Source organism: uncultured Shewanella sp. (genome assembly GCF_947501665.1).
GTDB lineage: Bacteria > Pseudomonadota > Gammaproteobacteria > Enterobacterales > Shewanellaceae > Shewanella.
This window is the reverse complement of the sequence record NZ_CANMWS010000022.1, coordinates 74,053-97,897: the sequence shown is the minus strand read 5'-3', so window position 1 is coordinate 97,897 and position 23,845 is coordinate 74,053. Positions and strand designations below refer to the sequence as shown.

The following is a 23,845-nucleotide window of genomic DNA, read 5'->3' as shown; positions in this document are numbered from 1 at the left end:
CTATCAATAACCTCAGTACTTAAGCATAATAATCAACCCCGTATAGAGAAGATATGCTATCCCCCCTACTGCTTTGAGACGCTCCCCTTTGATCATGCTCACTCATCGCCATTCCTCCAGAGTCATGCTCAATCTGCTCTTGAGATGAAGATGTTGATTGTTCAGGATTTTGCTGTTGATCGTTACCCCGTCCTTGGTAAGAAACTTGCCCATCACTCAATTGCATGCCTTGCTCTGCTAGCATGTCTTTTAATCGTGGTAAGGCTTGCTCAATTAAATCGCGAGTTTGTGCTTGCGTAACTTGAAATTGCACTTGGGTAGTATCGCCTTGTACTTGAATTTTCACCATCATTTGCCCAAGTTCAGCAGGGTCTAACCTGATTTCAGCTTGTTGGACACCTTGACTGATCATAGTGACGAGTTGCTGCTGCATGACAGGTGAAAAACGTGCGATCATATTTTGCATCGAAGGCAGATTATCATTGGGGGCTTTCAGCGACATTAATGCCGATGTATTTGTGTTCAAAAGTGCATTTCTCTGTCCATTAATCCCTTCTGTAGCTGGCTGTTCTCCAACACTATTAAGGGTCTGAGGCAAAGTCTGTTCATTCGCTGAGACACCATTTGCATTCAATATCGTACTGATATTCTGGGTTTGACTCGAACTCATCGTGATATCCAACGAGGCTTTATTGTTTTCATGCCCCGTGTTCAGCTTGCCTTGCTCTGATGGCTCAAGCGCCGCACCACTGTGCCACTGTCCTTGTGCATTCAAGGTAACCGCTTTCTTTGATGAGTTCTGTGAAGTAAAAGACTGCGAGCCTTTTTCATCTAACGGTGTTGGTGATGTCTGATGATCCTGTTGAAAAGCTCTAATTTTAAGCTTCTCATTACCGCCATTTTGACTCTGAACTATCGTCTCACTAGCAGTACCATTACCGCTTTGACTCTTATCTGCATTGGTCATGCTACCAGCCTCAGCTACACCTTGGTCTTTATTTAATCGACTGGCCAACGCTAACTGAGACAATAGCTGCGTCACTTGCTCCTTTTCTTCTAAATCTTGGTCTTCATTGGCACTGGGGTTTTTAATGTTGGGATTTTCAATGCTTTTATCTTCAAAAGCATGGTGATGATTGAGTTGCATTTCAGTCGTATTGGCGCTGGCTTCCAATGCCTCTTTGTTAACCGGCACGATACTGTCATGCGCTTCCGCCATTTTAGTCGAATGCGTTGATGCTTGTACTTCATTAGAAAGAGAGCCGCTTTCACTGGACAGCGCCAATGATAAACGCGATGAGAAATCCGTTTCTTTATGGACGCTTGACGCCTTGACTCCCAAGGCTCCACTTGCTTCTTTTCCTATATTGGCAATGTTCATCATTTATATCATCACTCCCCAACCCACGAAATCGACCTTATTACCTTAAACAAGCTAGATCATCATTAACGTCAAATTATCGGCTCACATCACACTCTGGGCTGACAATAACGGCCAATTAAGTGATTAAAAGCAAATCTAATGCCAAGTATATTGTCCTCAATTAGAGACTTTTTCGATAAAATTGCTGCATAGCAAACTCATCTGTCATTTTTTGTTCTTGTAACTGCGCTTTCAGAGCCGCTTTGCGGGCTTTATTGTCTAATAAAATCTTAATCGCTTGATGTTTTTGCTGACAAGACAACCAATGATTTTGCCTATGCAGCTTCATTGAGTCCGTTTCTTTGACGGCCTTGAGCTGATTGGTAATGGCTTCATCAATTTGTTTTACAAATTGATGAAATTGGTGATATTGACTGGCACTGATCATCTGTCCTTGCTTATCTTCCATTTGTTTCATGTAATCAAGACGATATGCTTGCAGCGCATCCAATTGTTCTTGCTGTTTTTGCCACTCAAATTGCGCATTTTTTAACTGTAAACGGGCTTGCTCTTCTGCCTCAAAGGCTAATGTTAACACTTTGGCTAATGGCTCAACTTTCATTCGTACTTCCTTAAACGACTCACTGCATTAGACTTTACATTGCGCTGCTATTTGAGACAGCATCAAAGCACTGCTTTCAAAATTAATGGGATCATTCATGTTTTGCCTTAAAAAGGCATTCATCGCGGGTTGTAAACGTATGGCATTATCGACTCGAGGATCGCTACCTTGACTGTAAGCCCCAATCGCAATCAAATCTTTATTCTGCTGATAAGCGGAATAGACTTGTTTAACACGGCGCATACTTTCTAAATGCGTGGCATCAATCACCATAGGGGCCACACGACTAATCGACGCTTCAATATCAATTGCTGGGTAATGGCCACTGTCGGCTAAAGCCCGTGATAGCACTATGTGCCCATCTAAAATAGCTCGAGACGCATCGGCAATGGGATCTTGTAAATCATCCCCTTCGGTTAACACAGTATAAAAAGCCGTAATAGCGCCTTGTTGACCACCACCGTTTCCAGCGCGCTCCACCAATTTAGGTAATTTTGCGAAAACCGAAGGCGGATAACCTTTCGTTGCTGGCGGCTCTCCAATGGCTAAAGCCATTTCACGTTGTGCTTGGGCATAGCGGGTTAAACTGTCCATTAACAGTAATACGCTATAGCCTTGATCCCTAAAATACTCAGCAATGCGTGTGGCCGTTTCACAAGCACGCAGTCGCATTAAAGGCGACGTATCCGCTGGCGCCGCAACAACCACAGATCGCGCCCGTCCTTGTTCACCTAAAATATCCTCAATGAATTCTTTCACTTCACGACCACGCTCACCCACTAAGGCCACAATGATAATGTCAGCGTTAGCACCTTTGGTCATCATACCCAGTAACACACTTTTTCCCACGCCAGAACCCGCAAATAATCCCATACGTTGACCTTTGCCAACCGTTAACATGGCATTAATGGCGCGCACTCCCACATCCAATGGTTCACTGATGGCGCGACGTGACAAAGGATTAATGGTACTCATGTGTGAAGAGGCTTTACGTTGAGTATTCAGCGGACCTAAACCGTCAATCGCTTTACCGCTGCCATCCAATACTCGACCTAATAATTCAAGCCCAACAGATAAACTCTCTTTTTCTCCTAATGGCGTCACGCGTGCCCCGGGTAACACGCCTCGCAATTCTTCCACGGGCATTAAGTACAATAAGCCTTCATTAAACCCGATGACCTCAGCCATTAACTCACCGTATAAGGTTTCAATGCCGCACAAACTACCAATGGGCGCGCGGCAGCCGCTTGCCTCCAATGTCAACCCCACAACACGCACCAGTTGCCCACTGGCTTGGGCAATAAAGGCAGGCACCTTAACTTGATAAGTGTTTAATGTGTTATGTAACCTTTCAGTGCGAGTCAATAGATGATTCAAACTTGACTCTCAGCGCGGTCAGCTGCAGAACCATGAGTCTCAGTATTGTCTGTTTTCACACCATTCGACTCAAGACAATCACTGTCATTCACTTCATTTACAAGCGCAGTATTTTGTTGAACTTGCTGTTTTTTTAAAGCTAATGCGGCTTGGGCTTGTTCCCATTCACTAAAGACGGCTTTGACACGACTCTCCACACTTAAATCCAGTTCACTGGGCTCACAGTGCATCATGATCCCACCTTGAGTAACAGTGGGATCGTCTTCAAGATGCCAGCCCTGCTTTGCTTGTTCAGTGTGTTGATATAATTGATTGATCACTTTCGCATCTTGGGGGTTAGCACGAATAGTGACATTATTTTTTTTGATGGGGAGCGCATCAAGGCCATAACGGATCAAATAGGCGATATGCTCTGAAGGCAGAGATAACTCGTGCATAATCACACCTTTTGCCAATTGGTTCACTAAGGAAATCAATTGTAATTCGATATCCAAATCCAATAAGGCTAAGGGCTCCGTAAATTGGGATAATAGTGCCTCAAATTGATCAATTTTGGCTTGAGCTTGCTCCATACCCGCATCGAAACCTTGATTTTCTCCTTGCACAAAACCTTCTTTATGCCCCTGCTCAAGACCCGTCAGTCGACCTTTTTCCAATCCCTCAGCAAATCCTTGGGCTTGACCGTGTTCAAAACCGGCTTGTTGAGCCGCTTGTTGAATCGCCTCGATCTCACTTAAAGTTGGAGGTAATACGCTCTCTTCTTGTGTGCTAGACTCAGTGTCTATGTCAGTGGCTACAGGCATAGGCTGACGACCAAAAATATCAACTGTTTCTTCATCCACACTGAGTGTCACATCGGGCAACTCCCAATGACTAAAATCACTGCAACTTACATCGTTGACTGACATGCTTAACCTCTCTGCCTCACTCTAAAAAATGATTTGTATAACGGTATATTGACCCTGCATCCCATCGCTCAATCGCACTGCTCACGATGGATCGATACCATTTACAAATACTCATCATTTCCCCCACCCGCTAACATCAATTCACCACTTTCACTTAATCGCCGCGCAATAGATAAAATCTCTTTTTGAGCCACTTCCACTTCACTTATTCTTATTGGCCCCATGGCCTCTAAATCATCACGCAAGAGTTCAGCCGCTCGTTTAGACATGTTATTGAGCATTTTATCTTTAAGCTGATCATCAGCCCCTTTCAGCGCTTTCAGTAGTACATCTTGCTGCACTTCCCTGAGTAATACTTGGATCCCCATATCATCAACAATATTCAAGTTTTCAAAAACAAACATCAGATCTTGAATTTGCTGCGCCATTTCTTCATCAGCTTCACGCATGGTACTCATAAGATGGCTTTCGACCCCAGTATCGAGGTAATTCATAATACTGGCTGCCGCTTTTAAACCGCCCATTTTCGCCGCTTGTGCACCGCCTTGTCCGGCAAATTGCTTTTCCATAATATCATTCAATTCTTGCAGTGCCGCGGGTTGTACTTCTTCGAGATTAGCAATACGCATCATCAAATCTAAGCGGGTATTTTCAGGGAATTGCGCAAAAATTTCTGCTGCTTGATCAGGATCGAGATAAGAGAGAACGATAGTTTGGATCTGGGGGTGTTCATTTTGAATAATGGTCGCCACTTGGCGTGCATCCATCCATTTCAGTGAATCTAACCCTTTAGCACCACTGCCCATAATAATTTGATCAATCAAGTTACCCGCTTTATCTTCCCCAAGCGCAGCAGTAAGTGCTTTACGCACAAATTCTTCACTGTTAAACCCAATAGATGAATATTTTTGAATATCATCAAGAAACAATTTGTGTACACCAATGACTTTTTCTTGGCCAAAATCTTCCATGCTTGCCATGGCCATACCCACTTTCTGAACTTGTTTTGGCTCTAAATGCTTTAAAATCGACGCAGCATCGGACTCACTTAAACTCAATAATAAAATCGCTGTTTTTTCTATACCTGTCAGTAAGCTAATATCATCACTGGTTTTAGTCTCTGTTGTCACTGTACTACTCATCGTTTAATAACCAATTTTTCACGACTTGGGTGGATAATTCAGGCTCATTCGCCACAATGGCTCGAATCGCTTTTATCATATCATCGTCTTTATGAAGATCAGGAATGAGAATAGAACCATCATCAGCGTAGCTGTATTGGGCCTCAGGTCTTTCTAACATGCCTAAGGTATCAGCCGCATATTGATCTTCTATTTCAGCCAGTTCATCCCCTCTAGGCTTTTCCTCTATCGCCAAAGACTCATTGGGATAAACCAATTTTTTCAGCATAGGCCTGATCACAGCCAAAATAAGCACCAAGACAACAAGGGCACCTAACAGTAACTTCATGGCCCGCCAAAACCATGCTTGTTCCCATAGAGCTTTTTCTGGTGTGTCTTGCATCAATTGATTCAAAAAAGGCACACTCACCACTTCAATCAAATCGCCGCGCTGGGCATTATAACCAATCGCCCCTTCCAACAATCGGCGAATGCTCGCAAGTTCAGCCTCCGTTCTAGCAATTCTGTTAATTGTGCCATCTTCTAGGGGGGCGCCAGCTTTAAAGTCAATAGCAACAGACACACTGACTCGGCTTAATATGCCCACTTGTTGGCGAGTGTGGCTAATCGTGCTGTCCAATTCAAAGTTTCGAGTGGCTTCTTTATGGGTGGTGCCTGTTTGGTTCAAAGTATTATCATACTGCGTGGCTTCTTCAGGTATTTGTGACTCCATGGGCGGCTGGTTAGACAAGGCACCGGGGATCCCCCCATTCATGCCCCCCAAGGTATTATTTTCCACCGTCATTTCACTGCGAAGAGAAGGCTGTTGGGGATTAAATCGTTTAGCCGTTTTTTCAACTGCAGTGAAATCCATACTCACATCCACTTGAGATGTGAAGTTTTCAGGCCCTAAAATTGGCATTAAAATCGATTCTATTTTATGCCGATATTCTGCTTCTTTTTGTTGAACTAACTCTTGCTCGCGCCTTGCTCTGGCTGATGCACCATCTTGACTACCTGAATTTAATAAACGGCCATTGGCATCGGTCACTGTCACTTTTGTCGGAGTTAAATCATGTACAGCAGAAGCGACAATATCGACAATAGCATCAATTTCTTCTTGTCCGAGCTGACGCCTTCGCGTGCTGATCACCACCGTTGCACTGGGCTTTGCTCGATTACGGGCAAAAACATTTTCTTTGGGTAATGCTAAGATGACTTTGGCTTGTTCAACATTTTTGAGGGCTTCTATCGCTCTGGCTAAATTGAGTTCTTGGCTATATTTCAACCGTGCTCGCTCCATGCGTTGACTCACTCCAAAACCACTATCTTGATTTAAAAAGTCCTCATTTTGACTCGAATTATCAATACCTGCTCGACTCAAAAGCATTTTAACATCTTGATAGTGTTCTTCGGGTACCTTAACCACATCGCCTTGAATTTTGTATTCGATATTGTTTTTATCTAATTCATCAAGAACACTGATCATTTCCTCTGTCGTCATTTTGCCAAGTGGACGAAATTCACTCTCTTGCGCCCAAAACAAAATGGCCACCGCTAACGCAAAACAAATTGCCAACGCCAAAATCATGGTGACTTGTTTTAGTGCATCACTTCCACCCAAGCTGCTCAACATACCTGGTTTGTTGACTGTCGCCTCATTCCCCTGATTGTTCGCTGTTAAAGCAGGATCATTACCTGACACAATATCATTACTCACAATCGCTTATTATCCTCACAATCATTGACGTTTTCGTTCATTTATTTCTTGTTTTTATCGATATTTATCAAACAGGCATACTCATAATATCTTTATAAGCATCAACCAATTTATTACGGACTTGCACCGTTGCTTCAAATGCAACCCCCGCTTTTTCTCGTGCGATAACCGTATCGGTTAATGTCACACTTGTATCACCCATATCTAATTTTTTCGACATTTGCCCAGCATTAGACTGTAAACTGTTCACCTGCCCAATCGCCTCTGAAAGCAACTGACCAAAATCACTTCCCGCAGTATTTTGTATAGTCTGGGTTACATTGGGTAGTACACTGCTTTTATGTGTTTCATCAGCGCTGTTTGTTGTACCAAGTTGCTCACTTAGAGCTTGCATTTCTTGTAGTAAGGGATTGCCACCTAATTGCATATTCTCTCCTTAATAGCCACTGGCATGCATTTTTTATTAATTGAGTCATCATTTATCCAGTAAAATGCCTCTTTCAACATACAGCGACAAAAAATTGACACCTTGATAGCAATTAATTGCTACTGAATGAGATAGCAATATTCCGGCCACTTTTAAGAAATATTTAGACATTATTTGAGAAAAATTCATCAACCTAGAAAGGCCATTTAAAAAGAGAGAGTAAACATGTTAATATTTACCGATAACCTTGCGACCGAGAGCATTAATGGATCCACTAGACACGATTATGATCACCGCACATCGCATTGCCAGCAGTGGGAAGCAACCGAGTTTAGCGTTAATCAAGCGTCAACTTGGTACTCAATATCCTATGCCTGTGCTGATCCAAGGCTTACAAAGCTACAAAGCCATGTCAGCTCAAGAAAAACAAGCATTATCTCAAGCTATATTGACCTTTAATGACTCCCATATAAAACAAGAAACGAATATTCATAACTTTGAAACTGCAGTGCCCACACCAGAAAAAACACAAGCAGCTATTTTACAACTGCAGCAAAAAGTCGCCTCACTGACAGAAAAACTGGCTGTATTAACCCAAGAACACTCTGCCTTAAAAGAGACTGTGACACACCTTAAAAACAATCGGTAAAGATAATCCTTCAAAGCCGATTTAACCCCATCGTCATGCAGTAGCATGTCAGTTTATCAATACTCAACAGGAAATATGCCCCCATGCAAGTAATGGAACTTAGGTTTGAATGCTTTGCCGACACGACTCTCACTGCGGCAGAAAAAGCCATCAATCACTTACTTGAAGCATTACGTGCTAACGGACAAATATTGGGCAGAGAATTTGCCGTTGCTTTTAACGAAGGAGAATTTAAAGTCAGATTATTAATGCCTGAAAAACACAGTCTCAGTCATAAATATCATAGTACTTGGGTTAAACAGGCTTTATCTTCCCTCACAGAAGCAAAACTATTGGCCCCAAGAGAGAAATATATCGGTCAAGATATCAATTCTGAAGTCAGTTGCACAGAGATCCCTTCTTGGCAAATTATTTATACAAGCTACGTGCATATGTGCTCGCCTCTTCGAAGCGGTGATACCCTACAACCCATTCCCCTATATCATATTCCAGCCACTTTTAATGGCGATCATAAACGAATTATCCGCTGGCAAACTGAATGGCAAGCCTGCGATGAATTACAAATGGCAGCAGGTTGCAAAGCTGAATTCTCTGCATTACACGAACTCACCCAACCACAGAGCGATCTGTTTAGACGAGGTTGGGACATACGTGGACGCATTGAATATCTTACTCAAGTACCGACTTACTATTACTTATATCGTGTCGGTGGCGAGAGTTTAGCAGATGAAATGAATCGGCCTTGTCCACACTGTGGTAATCCTCATTGGCGAGTCGATGTGCCTTTATTGGATCTGTTTCACTTTAAATGTGATAACTGCCGTATAGTGTCAAATATCTCTTGGGATCATTTGTAACCAATTTAACTAATCGATTAAAAACTTATACTTAACGACCTTTAAACATATCGCGTAAGTTCTGATACATGATTTTAAGACGCAGCCAAATACCCGGGTGTTCGGTTGCACCAGCAAGGGACTCTTCCAATTCATGATAAGTTTTCGCTGGCATAACTTTTGGGGTTAATTGACTCAAAAAATCATTCACACTATTCGCTAAATGAATGGACTGCACGTCACCTGGCTTTTCTATCCACACACTGCCCTCTTCATTATTAACAGTGATCATAGTGTCATTGTCATCCATCACGCCAATAAACCAGGTTAGGGGTTGTTTTAACTTTTTCTTCATCATTAGATGACCAATGATATTTTGCTGTAAACATTCAAAGTCATTTTGGTTCCAGACCTGTAAAACTTCACCCATTCCCCATGGAGAATCAAACATTAATGGTCCTGAAAAATAGTGCCCATAAAACCTTGTGATATCTTGATGCAAAGTAATCTCTAATGCATTAGCAACATTGTCAAACTCACCAATATCTTCTCTAGTTACACTAACCCATTGAACAGGCACATCTTCATCTAACTCTGTTTCATTCACAATACAAGCAGAATACTCACCCTTGGCAAAGAAACGAGGAAACTCATTATATTGGGCTTGATAGGCCTCTTGGTAGGTTTTTAAAAAATTTGTTAATGCGGGTAAAGAAGACACTGAGGATAATTCCAAAATCAGTTATAATGGTGGCCTATTTTGACACGGAAATTGTATTGATGACACAAGATCATGATCCCTATGGTGACGCTCATGAACTTTCAGAGCTTTCACTTGGTAAAACCAGCGAATACCAATCTAAATACAACCCTGATCTGCTTCAAGGTGTGCCTAGAAAATTGAATCGTGACGCCATTGCACTCAGTGCGGATAGCTTACCTTTTCATGGCAGTGATATCTGGACAGGCTATGAATTATCTTGGCTCAATGCCAAAGGTAAACCTATGGTTGCCATTGCTGAGTTTTCAGTGCCTTTTGATAGCGATAACCTTATTGAGTCAAAATCCTTTAAATTGTATCTAAACAGTTTTAACCAAACTCGCTTTGACAATCTTGCCAGCGTTAAAAATACATTAATTCGAGACCTTAGCGATTGCGCCAAACATAACGTCGATGTCAATATCATTGAACCAAGACATTTTTCGAATCAGCGAATAATCGATCTTCCAGGTACTTATATTGACAATTTAGATATCGAAGTGGATAACTATGACTTTAATCCCCAATATTTACAAAACAGTACCGATGATAAAACCATAGTAGCAGAAACGCTGAGTTCTAATTTATTAAAATCAAATTGCTTAATCACCAGTCAACCTGATTGGGGCAGTGTTATGATCCGTTATCAAGGCCCTAAAATTAACCGAGAAAAGTTATTACGCTACTTAATTTCTTTTCGAGAGCATAATGAGTTTCACGAACAATGCGTCGAGCGTATTTTCGTCGACTTAAAACGCTTTTGTCGCTGCACTAAATTAACCGTTTATGCTCGATATACTCGCCGAGGCGGCTTAGATATCAACCCATATCGCAGTGATTTTGAAACCCCCTCAGATAATCATAGAGTGGCCAGACAATAGTTTAAGAACCAATATTCATTATCATCAATAGACAGACCTCTATTGATGATAATTTAACCTCACCAGGACAATTTTACTTACTTTTAAAAGAAAATTTCACCCGATCCTCGATCCACTCCTATTTTTATTCCATCATCCTATCGCATAAATAAACATGGCATTGTTGAACAAATCGTATAGAGGTTTGATCAACAACACAAGAAAGTGCCTTCGTTCAGCTAATGAATAAAGCAGATAAAGATATACAAACCTATTCAGATAATGCTGGGGTACATATTTGGCGCGGGATCATTTATTCGACTTATGCAGGCATTACTGGAGGAATAGGTGCATTGAAATACGCCAAATCTGCCAAAGCTGATTTTGAAAAAGCCCTTTCATTAGACCCTTCGGCATTAAAAGGTTCAGCTTATACAAGCTTAGGCATGCTATATCTGCGTGTGCCCGGTTGGCCAATCGGTTTTGGCGATAATGATAAAGCCAAAGATTTACTTAAAAAAGGTCTTGACGCTAACCCCAAAGGGATTGATAGTAACTATTTTTATGCCCAATATTTAATGGAAGAGGATGAGTATGCTCAAGCTCAAGGCTATTTAAAAAAAGCCCGCAATGCACCCGCTCGGCCTTCCCGTCCCCTAGCTGATGCAGGAAGACAAAAAGACATTCAAGCCGCACTCGCTAAAGTAAAAAAGGAGCTTGAATAGCCAATGACTACTCGCTTGTCTCATCAAAATAAAGAGACAAGCGATACTCAGCTTCTATTGCTGTTTATTGGCTTAGCGGCAACACATACCCATCCACTTCACCTTTCGGATTCAATTGAGTATGTAAGTTCATGTTCATTTTTCCTGACGTTAGCATCTCAAGGTAACTCGAATCAACATTTTCCCACCGCCCCTCAAGATAACCACTGTTTCCAACTGGACAATCACCACTTAACGCTCGCTGATTTTTATCGACGGGATTTTTAGGCCAATCTGGAATTAAGCCTGGCTTTATAGGCTTACCACAAATGGTCTGAATAATTGGATTACCATTTGTATCAACTGAATGAAAGTGAGCCATGATTAATCCATCACCAGATAATCCACTATAACCAATATAAAATGCCAATGTTGCTTGCTTTATATCATGTGTCACCACGGCGAAACCACTAGCATCTTTGGGGGTTTCAGCGCTTACTGGTTTATTACTCAATTTGCCTTGTAATTGGGTTGATAAATCCACTTTATACACTTTAAAATTATCTTGCCCTGCCTTACCGTCTGCTTCACCTCTTTTATGTTCTTCGGCATTAAGGCCTGTCCCCCAGATGCAGGTTAAAAAAGCCAAAATGGAGGTCAGCATAATTGACAAATATTTTTTTCGTATCATCATTATTCCTTGAATTATTCATTAAATTTTATATTAACGCCAATATAATTATGACTACTTCATCGACTATTTTAAAAACGGTAACTCATATTTACGCCAAAACTATTAATTTGATAATACATAAAATCTTTATAACCGCTATCATCTTCTATCTCATAACTTAATTCATTTGAATTAAGGTGTTTATATTCAAAGCTCAATTTAAGCTTGGGGTTAATATCATAACTAAAACCCATAGTAAATTGATAGGCCATCACATAATCATCTTGTGAAACATAATTACTGATGTCCATATTGACACCAATCAATCCTATTCCAACACCAATAAAAGGCTTAATCGGCAACTGTTTTATTTTCCAGTCATAATAAATATTGCCTAAATAAGCGGTTGCACTACTTTTGGTTGTTGATAGCGATGAAGAGCCAGTTTGGGACGTTTTCATATCATTATTGTAATGATCAATGCTAAAAGCCCCTCGCCATTCATGAGCTTGATACCCTACCGCACCACCAAAGTTTAATCCTGGATCATATTCTATCTGTAATCCGCCCCCAATCCCCCTAACAGTGACATCACCATTATAATAAACATCTTGATTTGATTGAAAGTTTGCACCAACTGACAATTGAGCATAAATACCTTGCTCAGACATTCTTCCTGAATGGCGTTTATGATGATCTGCTATGGCTATACTCGAAAAAGCACAAGCCGCCAAACAACTTGACGCTAACAACAATACTTTTAAAGCATTCATTCACTATCCCCTTTATCCCTATTCAATCTAAGAAGTTTAATCAGTAGTTTCACTTATCATTATTTAAATTCCCTCCCCGATTAAACAACATATAATCAATCTTTTAAATAACACAAAAGATGCTCATCAAATGTATTAAAATTATACTTTCATCTATCCAACAATCGCTATTAAGTATTTTTTGACGTTATTATTATCAATAAGTATTATAACTAAGGTTTACTTACCACCTTAAACCTTAATTTTTTATTTTATTATTAATAATCAGAGTTAATAATTACGTCAATTTTTCGTATTGAAAAATACATTTTAATTTAAGCTAATACTGATATTTATGATAATACCCCTCCCATTTACTCTTATCACAAGTTGATTTATTGAAAAGTTATATCAGTAATAACTACAATTCATGAGTCAAAATGTCTGACATCAGCATAAAAAAATCATCATGTTAAACTGTTCAAATTATGTCATGATATTAAATAATCACAATGTTGATACTAGTGATATGGAAATACGTTTCATTAATCGAAATAACAGCACTATCAACGACATTCGTTAACTAATCTGAACTCGGGTTAACTAAAAAACTCAATGAGCATGATCCCAATTATGAGTACATGAGTAAAATAGTCATTACTTCATTTAAAAACACCTTTAAACAGTCGAAGAACCAATAGCAATAGTAACTTCACCACCCAAACCATCTCTTTAAACGTTTATAGTCATATATCAATTATCATCACCTCTGGATTTGTACAAAGAGCTTATAATGAACATTGGGAAATGTGACTCTATCCCAATCAGTGCCTTGATTTTACCGATATCAGTGACCCCCTCTTAAGTGGTATATCAGATAACACTAAACTCATGGACCAAATCACTCTGACGGCAGCAATTATCGATACCATTCAATAGCAAACCCGGCTCAGCATATGCATATTGGGGAGGGAGAAGTCGATGGTGATATCGTGCTCATTGAGTGAAATGCCCCCTCCAAAAGTGTCTCTGACTGACATAGTGAGCCAAAGACACTTTATAGCCGGAGAGTTTGGCCAATAAACTCTTTCATATAGTCCCGTAAACACTTAGCCTTAACACTTAATAACCGTCCACTTGGCCATACCACAAACAGATCGCGTGGAGGCCCTTGCCATTGGGGTAAAATATGCTCTAACACACCATGATTAATTTGTGTATTCACTTGGCTCATCGGTAATAATGCAATTCCTAAACCATCGCACACAAACTGAGTCAGCAAGCTAATATCATTACTCGTACTTCTAAATTTAGGGTACATCACTTGCTTTTTTTCTGTTATTTTATTCGTCAATTGCCACATTATACTATGTGTATGGCCAATCAATTGATGCGCAAATAAATCTTCCAAAGTCTCAGGCAATCCATGAGCCTGACGATATGCTTGGGACGCTACCATGACGGTAGGCACAGATCCCAGTTTCTGTTGATATAAACTCGAATCCACTTGAGGGCCTATTCGAAGAGCCAAATCCGCCTGAGATGATAATAAATCTTCAACTTGATTATTTAACTGCAATTCTAGTTGCAGCTCTGAATGCTGCTCAATAAAACCCGACCACATTGGCTGTAAAAAACCAATCGAGATGTTTGTCGGTGCCAATACCTTAAGTTTACCACTCATGTCAGATTGTTGTGTCGACAAATTATGTTTAGTCACTTCAAATTGTTCAACAAGATCTGCATAAGCTTGGTAATACGTTTCCCCTTCTTGAGTCAGCACAAATTGCCTTGCTGAACGATGAATAAGCTGGCAAGCCAAGGTTTGTTCTAATTTTTGCAAGCGTCTTGTTAAGGTTGCAGCAGGTATATTCAGCTCTTTCGCTGCATGAGCAAGACTGCGACAACGGACAATATGAACAAACAAAGCGATGTCATCAAACATACCGTTATGATTTCATTTATGGAATTTAATATTGATTATATCAATCTATCTATAAAATGTGCATTTACATATACTGACTATCTCAATAACATAACACGATAAGGGATATTGATGACCTCACTAAGGATTTCAGCGGGCTTAACAACCATTCAAAAGCACAGCTTCGAGACGATAAAACCCATTGTACTCGTATTACAAGCGCTCACGACTTTGGAACAAGGCGGCATCGAGTGAATCAATTTTGCAGCATATTGATTCACTTGAACGTCATCATCAGATGCCATTTCCCCAATAATACTTATCTTGGGTAGTGACAAATACTTTTTTATCCACCCATTACGCCCATGCTGATCCAATAAATAAAATCTATTCAAACTTAAATAAAGGAGTTAAACAATGAAACAGCGTATTATTTTCGCCGTTATTATGTCTCTATTACTGTCAATTCTTATGACATTTTGGGTGACTTGGATCAACTTAGGTTGGAGTAGTGAATTTCATTTAAAGTGGTTTAATGCCTTCACTCTGGCTTGGCCTGTCGCCGCTATAATCGCTTTTTTTGTCGGACCTGAAATTCACAAGCTCTCAGTGAAACTATCTCAATAAACATATAGGATCCTTTTGCTATTCCATTTCGACTATTTTACTCAATTACAGTATTCAGTCATTGCGAAGTGTCGTAATATGATATGTTTCAAAGGACTGCCGACTAATGATGAAAAAAACAGCTCAGAGAAACACATTCACTAAGTACTTATCTCTTTTTGCACTCATTTTTGCTGGTGAGATTATTTTTGCATTGCCTTTTCATATCGCACGTTTTTTTAGACCGACATTTTTAGAAGTCTTTGCCCTCTCAAATAGTGAACTCGGTAAAATTTACGCCATCTATGGCATTGTTGCCATGTTAGCCTACTTTCCGGGCGGTGCAATCGCCGATTATATTTCAGCTAAAAAGTTGCTCATTATTTCTCTTTTAAGCACCAGTCTCGGCGGACTCTATCTTGCACAAATTCCAAATGCAAACATGCTTATTTTACTTTATGGTTATTGGGGCATGACATCCATTTTTCTTTTTTGGGCTGCAATGCTAAAAGCCACTCGTGAATGGGGTGATGAATCAACTCAAGGGCGCGCATTTGGTTTACTTGACGGTGGTCGAGGGCTAATCGCAGCCATTACTGCATCACTTGCCGTTTTCCTATTAAGCCAGTTACTCCCAAATACGCTTGCTCAATCTAGCCTTCAAGAACAAACCATTGCTTTTAAAAAAGTGATTTATTTCTATACCTTTATAACGGCCCTTAGTGCAAGTTTCATCTGGTTACTGCTGCCCGAGATTAAAGCTTCAGGTTCAATGACACAACGTCCTCAAATTTTGCAGCATCTCAATATTTTTAAGCAACAGTCCATTTGGCTACAAACTGCCATTGTTGTGAGTGCATATTGTGGATATAAAGGAATTGATTATTATAGTATATATGCTGTTGATATTCTTAACCTTGATCCATTGGATGCTGCTAGTTTTACTGCAATATCGGCTTATTTACGTCCCGTTGCCGCTGTGACGGCGGGCTATCTTGCCGACCGCTTTTCAGCAAGTAGAGTCATCTCTATCAGTTTCACTATCATGGCACTGAGTTATTTGGTATTGACTATGGCCTCTCCTTTAACATTGAATATGACACTTATCTATTTAACTCTCATAATGACCTTCATCACTGTATTTGCCGTTCGAGCTATTTATTTTGCACTGTTAGAAGAAAATAAAGTTTCTCATCATCAAACAGGGATCACCATCGGCTTAATATCTGTTATTGGTTTTACTCCCGATGTTTTCTTTGCACCAATTGCAGGGTATTTACTGGATACTTATTCTGGTATAGAAGGTTACCAATACCTATTTTCACTGCTTATGTGCTGCGCTTTGATTGGAATGGTAACAAGCCTCTATTTAAGAGTGGGCATTATAAACAAAGCCATAGTCAGTGCTATCAAACTTAATATCAAAAGCTAGCCCTTTTTTCAATTCGAGATTTGAAATATGGAAGCTATATTTTACACAGCACAACCTAGCCTAAAATATTAACACCACTATCATTAATTGTGATATCAGCAGAAGCGAGTGCAGCCTCATGATTCGCTAAATAAACACCAGCATCCGAGATTTTTGCTTCTGCAGTCTCCATACGCGTCACAATATCATCAATTGCAGTGGTTTTTGTCTCAACAGCAGTCACCGTTGTTCCAATTTTAGTCACTTTTGACGCCAGTTCAGTCGCCGTTGTTTTTATCGCTGTTGTTTTTGATTCTAAATCCGTTTCTACTACGCCCACTTTAAGTTGAAGCGCTGTTAAATCTGATAACTTGGCTTTTGCTTCTTCGGCGACCACTTTAGTGACTGAACCCAATACTTTTGTTTGTTCAAAAGCCACTTTTGAAGATTTCCCTTCTAGTAAGGTTCGAGATAATGAATAACTAGTAAGATTTAAGTCAATACTGAATTTTGCTGCAGCATTAAGTTCAAACTTTAATCCCAATGTAGCTGAAACAGAACCAGAGACTTTAACATCATTAAAATTCCCCAAAGTCAGTGATGTATAACTGCCATAGGTATAAACCAAAGTGCATTCAGCAACAATTTTCAAACCAAAAAAATTATAATCATCCCTTGATGTTCCATCAATCTCAGTCGACATAAATAATACCCTTATAATTATTTTATTAATCAAAAAAAACTAAACTCAACGTAATCAAAATCGCGACTTTCACTTCTTTAACTATCATAAAAAACAGTTCAGAAAATAAGCTTTGACTAATATTAAGGAACACAGAATTAAAATACATAAGACTAAAGTCTAACGGCTTGATACTAAAGTATTTAGAAATCATTAATAATAAATTTAAAATCAATAATTACATAAAGTTACAAAAAAACAAAACAAATAATCAGTGAATTATAAAACAGATTATTAAAAAAAATTAATGCCTTATATATTAATTTTTTATTTTAAATCAGATATAAATACACAATTATTTATGCTAATAAAATTTAAATGACTTAACTTTACGTTGCAATATAACAATATAGTACCAATCAATTACTTTGATTTATTTTACAGTATTATCATAATCACCTAAACAGACGATGAGTTGTCAATTTCATTGTTTATTTCTGTTGTTGACAATCGTTTATAATAATAAATAGAGTAGTGAATACAGTTTCTCTCCCCTTAAAAAATAAATACACTGAAACATGATTCCTTCAAATAAAATAAACATGGTTAAACCAGATCATTAATGATCTTCTGGATAAATCATTTTCTCACCCATTATTATGAACCACTGATTTTAATCACTCGTACTTTTCTATTTAACATTTATCAATACATGCCAACAAATCATCTAGGCAGTATCTCTTATTTTTCGCCCCACCTGAACATCTATCATATCCTCTATTGTTCACTGTGATTTTAACAATTTGCATTAGTGCCCACATGCGATTTAAAGTGGACACAATAGGCATAAACGTCTTTACGACTTAAACTATAAAATCAATCAAAAGCAGCTTTTATATCATCAAATTTAGCAACAATGGCATGCACATTACTGTACCCCATTTTTTGTAATGATAATGCCGCTAACGTTGCTCGCCCCCCTCCAGCGCAATGCACTAAAATTAGTGTGCTAGGATCTGTATATAATGCTGGCATTTTCATTTCAATTAACCCCCTTGGTATGTTCAAAGAATCATTCAATGCCATCTTTTTAGCTGCATCACTTTCTCTTACATCTAAAATAACCTTGGCTTCTGAACGTTCATGTAGTGCCTTTGCTGAAGCAATATCAAGACAACTTATTTGTAGTTTAGCTTCATCGATTAATACATCCGCTGTTTTGATCATCTCTTCTCCTTCCACCTTATTCATCACTCGATTTTAAGTGTCATTCTACTGTTAACGCTAACACAAAATAAAAAGCCTTCACAAATCCACTTTATCAATAAGAAATAAACTAGTATAAATATACTTAAATAATATATACTTAGTTTAAGATGTTTCTTGCAGTTAATCCACGTTGCAAACTAAGGACTAAGGAAAAAATGAATAAATTCCCCATAATACTATTCTTTCTCCCTTGCCTATTTTCTTGCAGTAATAAACCCATCAATGCCCAAGATTTTTCAGGAAAAATCTCTGATTCATTTACCACTTCAATTGCAGATAATGGTTTAAAACTATTTACGTATCGAGTATTTTTCCCTTCAATAGATAATCATTCCTCCACACGATTAGATGGTTTAATGAAAAAGAACAGCAAATCTAACACTCAATTACCTTCAAAAATACGAAGGAAACAAAATGAAACATCCCTTGAGCTGCTAACCCAGCAAACAGAACTGGGCCTGCAAAAAACACTTGAAATGACCCGTTTTTGCCGTACAGGTTATATTGAACTCTACAGGCTTATTGAAAATGAGCGTGGAATGATAAGAGGCGAATGTTTAGAAGGTGCCAATTTACTCGATAAACAAACCTTTGGCTCGGAAGAAGCTTCCATTTAAAATGAAAAGCTCAATATAAAAAACCTAAATTATTTTACCAACCTAAATTCAATAAGAAAAAGCTCACGGATCCCAGGGTAAATCTCTTGGATGAGTTCTTTCAACTGCGTTAATGTCATATTTTCTTGTTGTGCGTGACTTTGGTCAAGTGCATCAAAGGCAACGGTTGTGACATTTTCAATATGAATATTGCAAAATTTTCTTTTTGATTCAAAAGTATAAACACTTAACTCTTGTCCTGAAATAAAGTGTGACTCAGTCTCATCTCGCAAGGTAATGGTTTTTCGCTGCGCTAAAATATCGGCTTCAAATCGTTCAAAAAAAGAAATACAACTGATTAATTCTTTCATTTTATACTCATCCTATTAAGTCCACATAAGATACTATAATAAAACAATAAAGTATAATCAGTTAGTACTATTATTGTCAGTCAAACGGTCCATTAACCTCACATTTGTAAAATCAACAGATCCAGTAAACAACACCACTATAGCGACAATAAGCACTTTGAGGTAAAATTAGTATTAAGTGAATGCAGTATTAGATAAAAAAGATTATGAATAGAAAACAAAAGATCATTAAAAAAACGGCAAAACGTGCTAAAGCCAAACTCAATAAACATACGCCGCCGACTATCAAAAAATATGTTTCCAAAGCAGAACGTGCAGCTAATCAAGCATTGCTAGAAAAAGAAGCCAACGACAGCCAAGCGAATGATCCTGCTGTGATACCAGCAGATGAAACAGTCGCCCAAACAGAAAAGTAAATCCCCCAAAATAGGACCTGAGCTGAATTTCAGGTCATATTGATTACCGTTAAATTAGCACATATCATGATTTATTTTATTTCAAATCCCTCTCATACCAATCTAAGTAAATGATCAGTTCAGAGCCACTCAGGCTTTTCAATTCAAGGCACATTAATGCAGGAAGGCTCATTTCCTTTCAAATTAATACAACACAGAAGTGAAATGCCTGAGTGACTCACTCTGTGCGGGTTTTAAAATACGTTATACTGCGTTGTCTGTTTTTCGATATAGAATAATGATTAACCTGAACTCAGGTTAATGAGTGTAAGATATACCTTTAAAATCAATTACATAATCTTATTACTTGTTTTTATTTATTTTCCTTTTTACTAAATGCCGATATTTTTGTCGATATCAAGGCGGGGGGTCGTGCCTAATAGCTCGCTATTAGTAGAAAGCACAACGCAGATAGGGGCCAAAATGGCGATATTTAACGGCGCTGCTTAACCCGAGTTCAGGTTGATTAGCGTCAAACTGCCGCGACCGCCATGGATGGTGGAAATGTCAGTTAAAGCAGGAGCAATTAACGACCTTGCCTACCGTATTTTTAATTCTCGCTGAATGATCACTTATTTACTTAGATTGGTATCATCTTTAATACTAATAAGATCGATACTACCATCAAAATCATGCTCTTCTGTCAATTGTGCCATCTGAGCACAAGATGACGATAAGGGATTTTGGCTAGTGGCACAAAAATCAGCTTCTTCTTTCAGCTTAGACGCTTCAATATAAACTAGGGTTTCTTGCTCCGTTGAAGCTGTTTGATGAGCAAGATGGACTTTATCAACTAAGCGATAAGCAATCCAAATGCCTATAATGCCAAATGCAATTGAGCCTAATGCTTGACCTATTAGCACACCTTGGATCCCCCCCCACTTCGCACCAAAATAAACAAAAGGCATGGTGCCTAAGGTCGCTTTACCCAAGTTTAAGACCGTTGAATATTTTGCTTTTCCTAAATTATTAAAAGACGCATTAGCAACAAATAAAGCCCCGGAAAAAACAAAAAAGATAGCCATATACTGACAGAAAAAGTCAATAATATCTGCTGCATCACCTTTCATATCAAATAAAGAGATAATCTCATGTCTTAATACTAGGAGTAAAAGAGAGACACCCAATACGTACACCGCGCAAAACTGTAATGCTTTCGTCAATGTCTCTTTGACTCGCATGAAAGATAAAGCACCATAATTTTGTCCAACGATGGGCCCTATCGCGCCAGATAAAGCAAAAATCATCCCAAATGATACAGGAATTAATCGACCTATCACGGCCCAACCTGCTACATAACCATCACCAAAATCAGCAATAGTATGTGTGATCACACCATTACCAATGGGCGTCGCTACGTTGGTTAACATTGCGGGACCGGCTATGCTAAAAATGGGCTTCAGATCGGTCTTAAATTCATGTAAGGTAAAACGAGCAACAAGTTTATGTTTAACAATGATCCCATGACCAGAAACGATTAAAACGGCTAGACGAGCCAATACCGAAGCAATGGCTGCTCCCTCGATATTCATTGCTAAAGCAAAAATAAAAATGGGATCTAAAACGGCATTCACTCCCCCCCCCACAAGCGTGGATACCATAGACAGTTTTGCATCACCTACTGCACGCAAAGCGGCGCCAAAAGACATGGCTAAACAAATAATGGGCAAGGAGGGAACTAAAATATATAAATAATCAGCCGCCAGTTCTGCAGTGCGCCCTTTCGCGCCAATCAATGCTAATAATTGAGGAATAAAAATCATCACAATGATTGCCACCAGCACACTGACAATGGCAGTCACCACAGCACTGTTTACTAATAATCGTTTTGCTTTTTCTACCTTTTTAGCCCCAATCGAACGTGAAACTAACGCCCCAAGAGAAATGGATAATCCAATACCGATTGCTGTGGTAAAAAATGAAATCGTTCCTGCATAACCTACCGCAGCTGCTAACTCTATTTCGCCCAGCAGGCTCAAAAAAAACATATCGAGTAAATCAACGACAAATAATGCTGAAATTCCAACTGCAGCTGTTGAACTCATCACTAGAATGTGTTGTAAAATCGATCCCTGTACAAACTTAGCCGTTGCCATACACTTCCTTTTTTCAGTATTATTGTTAAACAACATCTTGTAATTCATTACCGCATTGATTACAAAAACCTGCGTCCGTATCATGTCCAGATTTCAAGCAATTACTGCAACGCCTTAAATCCCTATTTCGGCGCATTTCTTGAGATATCTCAGCAGAAATAATCCCTGTGGGAATGGCAATAATCGAATAACCTATTAACATCGTCAGTGCGGCGATACCTTGCCCCAACTCTGTTACAGGCGTAATATCACCATACCCCACTGTCGTGATGGTCACTATGGTCCAATAGATAGATTTAGGGATCGATGTAAACCCGTTATCTGGCCCTTCTACTGCATACATCACAGAGCCTAATACAACCACAATTAGGCTCACCGAAAAGAAAAACATAATCACTTTGCGAGAAGATTGCGTTAACGCTTGTAAAAGGACATTGCCTTCACTGAGATAACGCAGCAATTTCAGCACTCTGAACACTCTAAATAAGCGCAATACTCGAATAACCATTGCGAAATTTGCACCAGGGAAAAATAAAATTAAGTAACTGGGTAAAATGGATAATAAATCTACCACACCGTAGAAACTTTTGGCATATTGCCATCGATTGGCAGAGCAGTACAACCGAGTAAAATACTCAATGGTAAACAAAATCGTAAAAAACCATTCTAACTTAATAATCAGATTACCGTAGGCACCATGAATTGATACTATGGTATCTAAAAACACTAAGAGCACACTCAACGTTATACAAATGATTAAACAAATATCAAAATAACGACCTTGTGGTGTTTCCGTACCAAAAATGATCCGTCTTAAGCTTAACCTCAAATCCAATGTCTTCTCTCGCTCTTTTGGCATAGCAATATCATCTCCGCTGAATAGACAGTCATACTAACAAAAAATCCAACATCACAATGGATTTTATCCACTTAATTACCTGTGATACTTGAAGATGCAGGGTTCAGCTGGGCATCAATCATTTAAAAATAGACTATGATTTATTTGTAGTAGAGGCTGTTGAACTTTGAGGTTTTTATTTCAAAAAATGACCGCCGCAAAATACGCAGTATTCAACTCATCTCACGGAAACTCGTAATTTTACTGGCTTTGAGTATAATGAGTTCACTTTGAGAGCATCCTTATTGGGCAGAATTTATGGCGTTTCGTTTTTATGTTTTTATTGGATTATTTCTCATCTCATTATCAGCACACGCCCGTTCTCCCAATAAAGCCGACTTAGTCATTGTAACTAAATCTAAATTAGAGTTATCCGTTTTTCAAAAGGGTAAATTACTCAAACAATTTCATATCGCATTAGGACGTAACCCTATTGGGCCAAAACGAGCAAGAGGTGACAAACGCACGCCTGAAGGTCGTTATACCTTAGATTATAAGAAAACAGACAGCGCTTATTATCGTGCAATCCATATTTCTTACCCCAATGCAGAAGATTTACGCCACTCAAGAATCAATGGACTTGATCCTGGCGGACAAATTATGATCCATGGACAAGATCCTAATTCCACTATTCCCGTTTCTAAGAGACAAAAGTTTAATTGGACCGATGGCTGCATCGCCCTTACCAATAAGGATATCGATGAACTCTGGCAATTACTCGATGAAGGCACGCCAATAGTCATCCACCCATAACACTTCATACTA

Annotated in this window: 25 protein-coding genes; 9 read left to right on the top strand and 16 right to left on the bottom strand. The window is 39.1% G+C overall.

Annotated features, from left to right (window positions below):
• Positions 1-19 precede the first annotated feature (19 nt).
• From Q0976_RS17210 to fliE, 7 genes are all read right to left on the bottom strand, one after another.
• Entirely contained in the window at positions 20-1,384 is a 1,365-nt protein-coding gene (locus Q0976_RS17210; RefSeq protein WP_299495100.1) for a flagellar hook-length control protein FliK, read from the bottom strand.
• Between the two features lie 160 nt (positions 1,385-1,544).
• Positions 1,545-1,985: a flagellar export protein FliJ gene (gene fliJ, locus Q0976_RS17205; RefSeq protein WP_299495099.1), complete on the bottom strand. Its 441-nt coding sequence runs from the start codon at positions 1,983-1,985 to the stop codon at positions 1,545-1,547.
• A gap of 27 nt (positions 1,986-2,012) precedes the next feature.
• Positions 2,013-3,350 (bottom strand): flagellar protein export ATPase FliI, encoded by a 1,338-nt coding sequence (gene fliI, locus Q0976_RS17200; RefSeq protein ID WP_299495115.1) that lies wholly within the window; start codon positions 3,348-3,350, stop codon positions 2,013-2,015.
• 8 nt (positions 3,351-3,358) lie between these two features.
• Positions 3,359-4,270, bottom strand: a complete 912-nt coding sequence (locus Q0976_RS17195; protein ID WP_299495098.1) for a flagellar assembly protein FliH — start codon at positions 4,268-4,270, stop codon at positions 3,359-3,361.
• 101 nt (positions 4,271-4,371) lie between these two features.
• Entirely contained in the window at positions 4,372-5,412 is a 1,041-nt protein-coding gene (gene fliG, locus Q0976_RS17190) for a flagellar motor switch protein FliG (RefSeq protein ID WP_299495097.1), read from the bottom strand.
• On the bottom strand, positions 5,405-7,099 hold the full coding sequence (gene fliF, locus Q0976_RS17185) for a flagellar basal-body MS-ring/collar protein FliF (RefSeq protein WP_299495114.1): 1,695 nt from the start codon (positions 7,097-7,099) through the stop codon (positions 5,405-5,407). Before fliF ends, fliG begins: the two co-directional genes overlap by 8 nt.
• Before the next feature lie 79 nt (positions 7,100-7,178).
• Entirely contained in the window at positions 7,179-7,538 is a 360-nt protein-coding gene (gene fliE / locus Q0976_RS17180) for a flagellar hook-basal body complex protein FliE (protein WP_299495096.1), read from the bottom strand.
• A gap of 265 nt (positions 7,539-7,803) precedes the next feature.
• On the opposite strand from fliE, the gene Q0976_RS17175 reads away from it, so the two are divergent.
• Both Q0976_RS17175 and Q0976_RS17170 read left to right on the top strand, forming a co-directional pair.
• The gene (locus Q0976_RS17175) at positions 7,804-8,187 is read left to right on the top strand and encodes a hypothetical protein (RefSeq protein ID WP_299495095.1); all 384 of its coding nucleotides are present in this window, start codon (positions 7,804-7,806) and stop codon (positions 8,185-8,187) included.
• A gap of 83 nt (positions 8,188-8,270) precedes the next feature.
• The gene (locus tag Q0976_RS17170) at positions 8,271-9,044 is read left to right on the top strand and encodes a Zn-ribbon-containing protein (RefSeq protein WP_299495094.1); all 774 of its coding nucleotides are present in this window, start codon (positions 8,271-8,273) and stop codon (positions 9,042-9,044) included.
• Positions 9,045-9,075: 31 nt separating this feature from the next.
• Here Q0976_RS17170 and syd read toward each other — a convergent pair whose 3' ends face one another.
• Positions 9,076-9,744, bottom strand: coding sequence for a SecY-interacting protein (gene syd / locus Q0976_RS17165; protein ID WP_299495093.1), 669 nt, complete (start codon positions 9,742-9,744; stop codon positions 9,076-9,078).
• 59 nt (positions 9,745-9,803) lie between these two features.
• On the opposite strand from syd, the gene queF reads away from it, so the two are divergent.
• The gene (gene queF / locus Q0976_RS17160; RefSeq protein WP_299495092.1) at positions 9,804-10,664 is read left to right on the top strand and encodes an NADPH-dependent 7-cyano-7-deazaguanine reductase QueF; all 861 of its coding nucleotides are present in this window, start codon (positions 9,804-9,806) and stop codon (positions 10,662-10,664) included.
• 221 nt (positions 10,665-10,885) lie between these two features.
• Positions 10,886-11,368, top strand: a complete 483-nt coding sequence (locus Q0976_RS17155; protein ID WP_299495091.1) for a hypothetical protein — start codon at positions 10,886-10,888, stop codon at positions 11,366-11,368.
• 64 nt (positions 11,369-11,432) lie between these two features.
• Here Q0976_RS17155 and Q0976_RS17150 read toward each other — a convergent pair whose 3' ends face one another.
• The 3 genes from Q0976_RS17150 to Q0976_RS17140 all read right to left on the bottom strand — a co-directional run bounded on the left by Q0976_RS17150 (position 11,433) and on the right by Q0976_RS17140 (position 14,717).
• Complete coding sequence (locus Q0976_RS17150) at positions 11,433-12,041, bottom strand: CHRD domain-containing protein (protein ID WP_299495090.1); 609 nt, start codon at positions 12,039-12,041, stop codon at positions 11,433-11,435.
• A 68-nt stretch (positions 12,042-12,109) separates the two neighbouring features.
• Positions 12,110-12,793 carry an outer membrane beta-barrel protein gene (locus Q0976_RS17145; protein WP_299495089.1) on the bottom strand — a complete coding sequence of 228 codons (684 nt, stop codon included), beginning with the start codon at positions 12,791-12,793 and terminating at the stop codon, positions 12,110-12,112.
• Between the two features lie 1,036 nt (positions 12,794-13,829).
• The gene (locus Q0976_RS17140; protein ID WP_299495088.1) at positions 13,830-14,717 is read right to left on the bottom strand and encodes a LysR family transcriptional regulator; all 888 of its coding nucleotides are present in this window, start codon (positions 14,715-14,717) and stop codon (positions 13,830-13,832) included.
• A 396-nt stretch (positions 14,718-15,113) separates the two neighbouring features.
• On the opposite strand from Q0976_RS17140, the gene Q0976_RS17135 reads away from it, so the two are divergent.
• Positions 15,114-15,323: a DUF2798 domain-containing protein gene (locus Q0976_RS17135; protein ID WP_299495087.1), complete on the top strand. Its 210-nt coding sequence runs from the start codon at positions 15,114-15,116 to the stop codon at positions 15,321-15,323.
• A gap of 106 nt (positions 15,324-15,429) precedes the next feature.
• The gene (locus Q0976_RS17130) at positions 15,430-16,734 is read left to right on the top strand and encodes an MFS transporter (protein ID WP_299495086.1); all 1,305 of its coding nucleotides are present in this window, start codon (positions 15,430-15,432) and stop codon (positions 16,732-16,734) included.
• Between the two features lie 55 nt (positions 16,735-16,789).
• Here the strand turns inward: Q0976_RS17130 and Q0976_RS17125 are convergent, their stop codons facing one another.
• Entirely contained in the window at positions 16,790-17,416 is a 627-nt protein-coding gene (locus Q0976_RS17125; RefSeq protein WP_299495085.1) for a hypothetical protein, read from the bottom strand.
• Between the two features lie 855 nt (positions 17,417-18,271).
• Positions 18,272-18,622 (bottom strand): rhodanese-like domain-containing protein, encoded by a 351-nt coding sequence (locus Q0976_RS17120; protein WP_299495084.1) that lies wholly within the window; start codon positions 18,620-18,622, stop codon positions 18,272-18,274.
• Between the two features lie 197 nt (positions 18,623-18,819).
• Here Q0976_RS17120 and Q0976_RS17115 point away from each other — a divergent pair, with 197 nt between their 5' ends.
• A complete protein-coding gene (locus tag Q0976_RS17115; RefSeq protein ID WP_299495083.1) occupies positions 18,820-19,281 on the top strand; it encodes a hypothetical protein in 462 nt (153 codons plus the stop codon).
• Positions 19,282-19,310: 29 nt separating this feature from the next.
• Here Q0976_RS17115 and yqfB read toward each other — a convergent pair whose 3' ends face one another.
• Positions 19,311-19,631, bottom strand: coding sequence for a N(4)-acetylcytidine aminohydrolase (gene yqfB / locus Q0976_RS17110; RefSeq protein WP_299495082.1), 321 nt, complete (start codon positions 19,629-19,631; stop codon positions 19,311-19,313).
• A gap of 206 nt (positions 19,632-19,837) precedes the next feature.
• Here yqfB and Q0976_RS17105 point away from each other — a divergent pair, with 206 nt between their 5' ends.
• The gene (locus Q0976_RS17105) at positions 19,838-20,047 is read left to right on the top strand and encodes a DUF2986 domain-containing protein (protein WP_299495081.1); all 210 of its coding nucleotides are present in this window, start codon (positions 19,838-19,840) and stop codon (positions 20,045-20,047) included.
• 611 nt (positions 20,048-20,658) lie between these two features.
• Here Q0976_RS17105 and Q0976_RS17100 read toward each other — a convergent pair.
• Both Q0976_RS17100 and Q0976_RS17095 read right to left on the bottom strand, forming a co-directional pair.
• Positions 20,659-22,182 carry an MATE family efflux transporter gene (locus tag Q0976_RS17100; RefSeq protein WP_299495080.1) on the bottom strand — a complete coding sequence of 508 codons (1,524 nt, stop codon included), beginning with the start codon at positions 22,180-22,182 and terminating at the stop codon, positions 20,659-20,661.
• 25 nt (positions 22,183-22,207) lie between these two features.
• Positions 22,208-23,041: an ion transporter gene (locus tag Q0976_RS17095; RefSeq protein WP_299495079.1), complete on the bottom strand. Its 834-nt coding sequence runs from the start codon at positions 23,039-23,041 to the stop codon at positions 22,208-22,210.
• A gap of 297 nt (positions 23,042-23,338) precedes the next feature.
• On the opposite strand from Q0976_RS17095, the gene Q0976_RS17090 reads away from it, so the two are divergent.
• Positions 23,339-23,833 (top strand): L,D-transpeptidase family protein, encoded by a 495-nt coding sequence (locus Q0976_RS17090; RefSeq protein ID WP_299495078.1) that lies wholly within the window; start codon positions 23,339-23,341, stop codon positions 23,831-23,833.
• Positions 23,834-23,845 lie beyond the last annotated feature (12 nt).

Bases quoted from the DNA above. Each gene is read 5' to 3' on its own strand.
- Q0976_RS17210 (WP_299495100.1), bottom strand. From the start codon at position 1,384: ATGATGAACATTGCCAATATAGGAAAAGAAGCAAGTGGAGCCTTGGGA.
- fliJ (WP_299495099.1), bottom strand. From the start codon at position 1,985: ATGAAAGTTGAGCCATTAGCCAAAGTGTTAACATTAGCCTTTGAGGCA.
- Q0976_RS17195 (WP_299495098.1), bottom strand. From the start codon at position 4,270: ATGTCAGTCAACGATGTAAGTTGCAGTGATTTTAGTCATTGGGAGTTG.
- fliG (WP_299495097.1), bottom strand. From the start codon at position 5,412: ATGAGTAGTACAGTGACAACAGAGACTAAAACCAGTGATGATATTAGC.
- fliE (WP_299495096.1), bottom strand. From the start codon at position 7,538: ATGCAATTAGGTGGCAATCCCTTACTACAAGAAATGCAAGCTCTAAGT.
- Q0976_RS17175 (WP_299495095.1), top strand. From the start codon at position 7,804: ATGGATCCACTAGACACGATTATGATCACCGCACATCGCATTGCCAGC.
- Q0976_RS17170 (WP_299495094.1), top strand. From the start codon at position 8,271: ATGCAAGTAATGGAACTTAGGTTTGAATGCTTTGCCGACACGACTCTC.
- queF (WP_299495092.1), top strand. From the start codon at position 9,804: ATGACACAAGATCATGATCCCTATGGTGACGCTCATGAACTTTCAGAG.
- Q0976_RS17155 (WP_299495091.1), top strand. From the start codon at position 10,886: ATGAATAAAGCAGATAAAGATATACAAACCTATTCAGATAATGCTGGG.
- Q0976_RS17150 (WP_299495090.1), bottom strand. From the start codon at position 12,041: ATGATGATACGAAAAAAATATTTGTCAATTATGCTGACCTCCATTTTG.
- Q0976_RS17145 (WP_299495089.1), bottom strand. From the start codon at position 12,793: ATGAATGCTTTAAAAGTATTGTTGTTAGCGTCAAGTTGTTTGGCGGCT.
- Q0976_RS17140 (WP_299495088.1), bottom strand. From the start codon at position 14,717: ATGTTTGATGACATCGCTTTGTTTGTTCATATTGTCCGTTGTCGCAGT.
- Q0976_RS17135 (WP_299495087.1), top strand. From the start codon at position 15,114: ATGAAACAGCGTATTATTTTCGCCGTTATTATGTCTCTATTACTGTCA.
- Q0976_RS17130 (WP_299495086.1), top strand. From the start codon at position 15,430: ATGATGAAAAAAACAGCTCAGAGAAACACATTCACTAAGTACTTATCT.
- Q0976_RS17125 (WP_299495085.1), bottom strand. From the start codon at position 17,416: ATGTCGACTGAGATTGATGGAACATCAAGGGATGATTATAATTTTTTT.
- Q0976_RS17120 (WP_299495084.1), bottom strand. From the start codon at position 18,622: ATGATCAAAACAGCGGATGTATTAATCGATGAAGCTAAACTACAAATA.
- Q0976_RS17115 (WP_299495083.1), top strand. From the start codon at position 18,820: ATGAATAAATTCCCCATAATACTATTCTTTCTCCCTTGCCTATTTTCT.
- yqfB (WP_299495082.1), bottom strand. From the start codon at position 19,631: ATGAAAGAATTAATCAGTTGTATTTCTTTTTTTGAACGATTTGAAGCC.
- Q0976_RS17105 (WP_299495081.1), top strand. From the start codon at position 19,838: ATGAATAGAAAACAAAAGATCATTAAAAAAACGGCAAAACGTGCTAAA.
- Q0976_RS17100 (WP_299495080.1), bottom strand. From the start codon at position 22,182: ATGGCAACGGCTAAGTTTGTACAGGGATCGATTTTACAACACATTCTA.
- Q0976_RS17095 (WP_299495079.1), bottom strand. From the start codon at position 23,041: ATGCCAAAAGAGCGAGAGAAGACATTGGATTTGAGGTTAAGCTTAAGA.
- Q0976_RS17090 (WP_299495078.1), top strand. From the start codon at position 23,339: ATGGCGTTTCGTTTTTATGTTTTTATTGGATTATTTCTCATCTCATTA.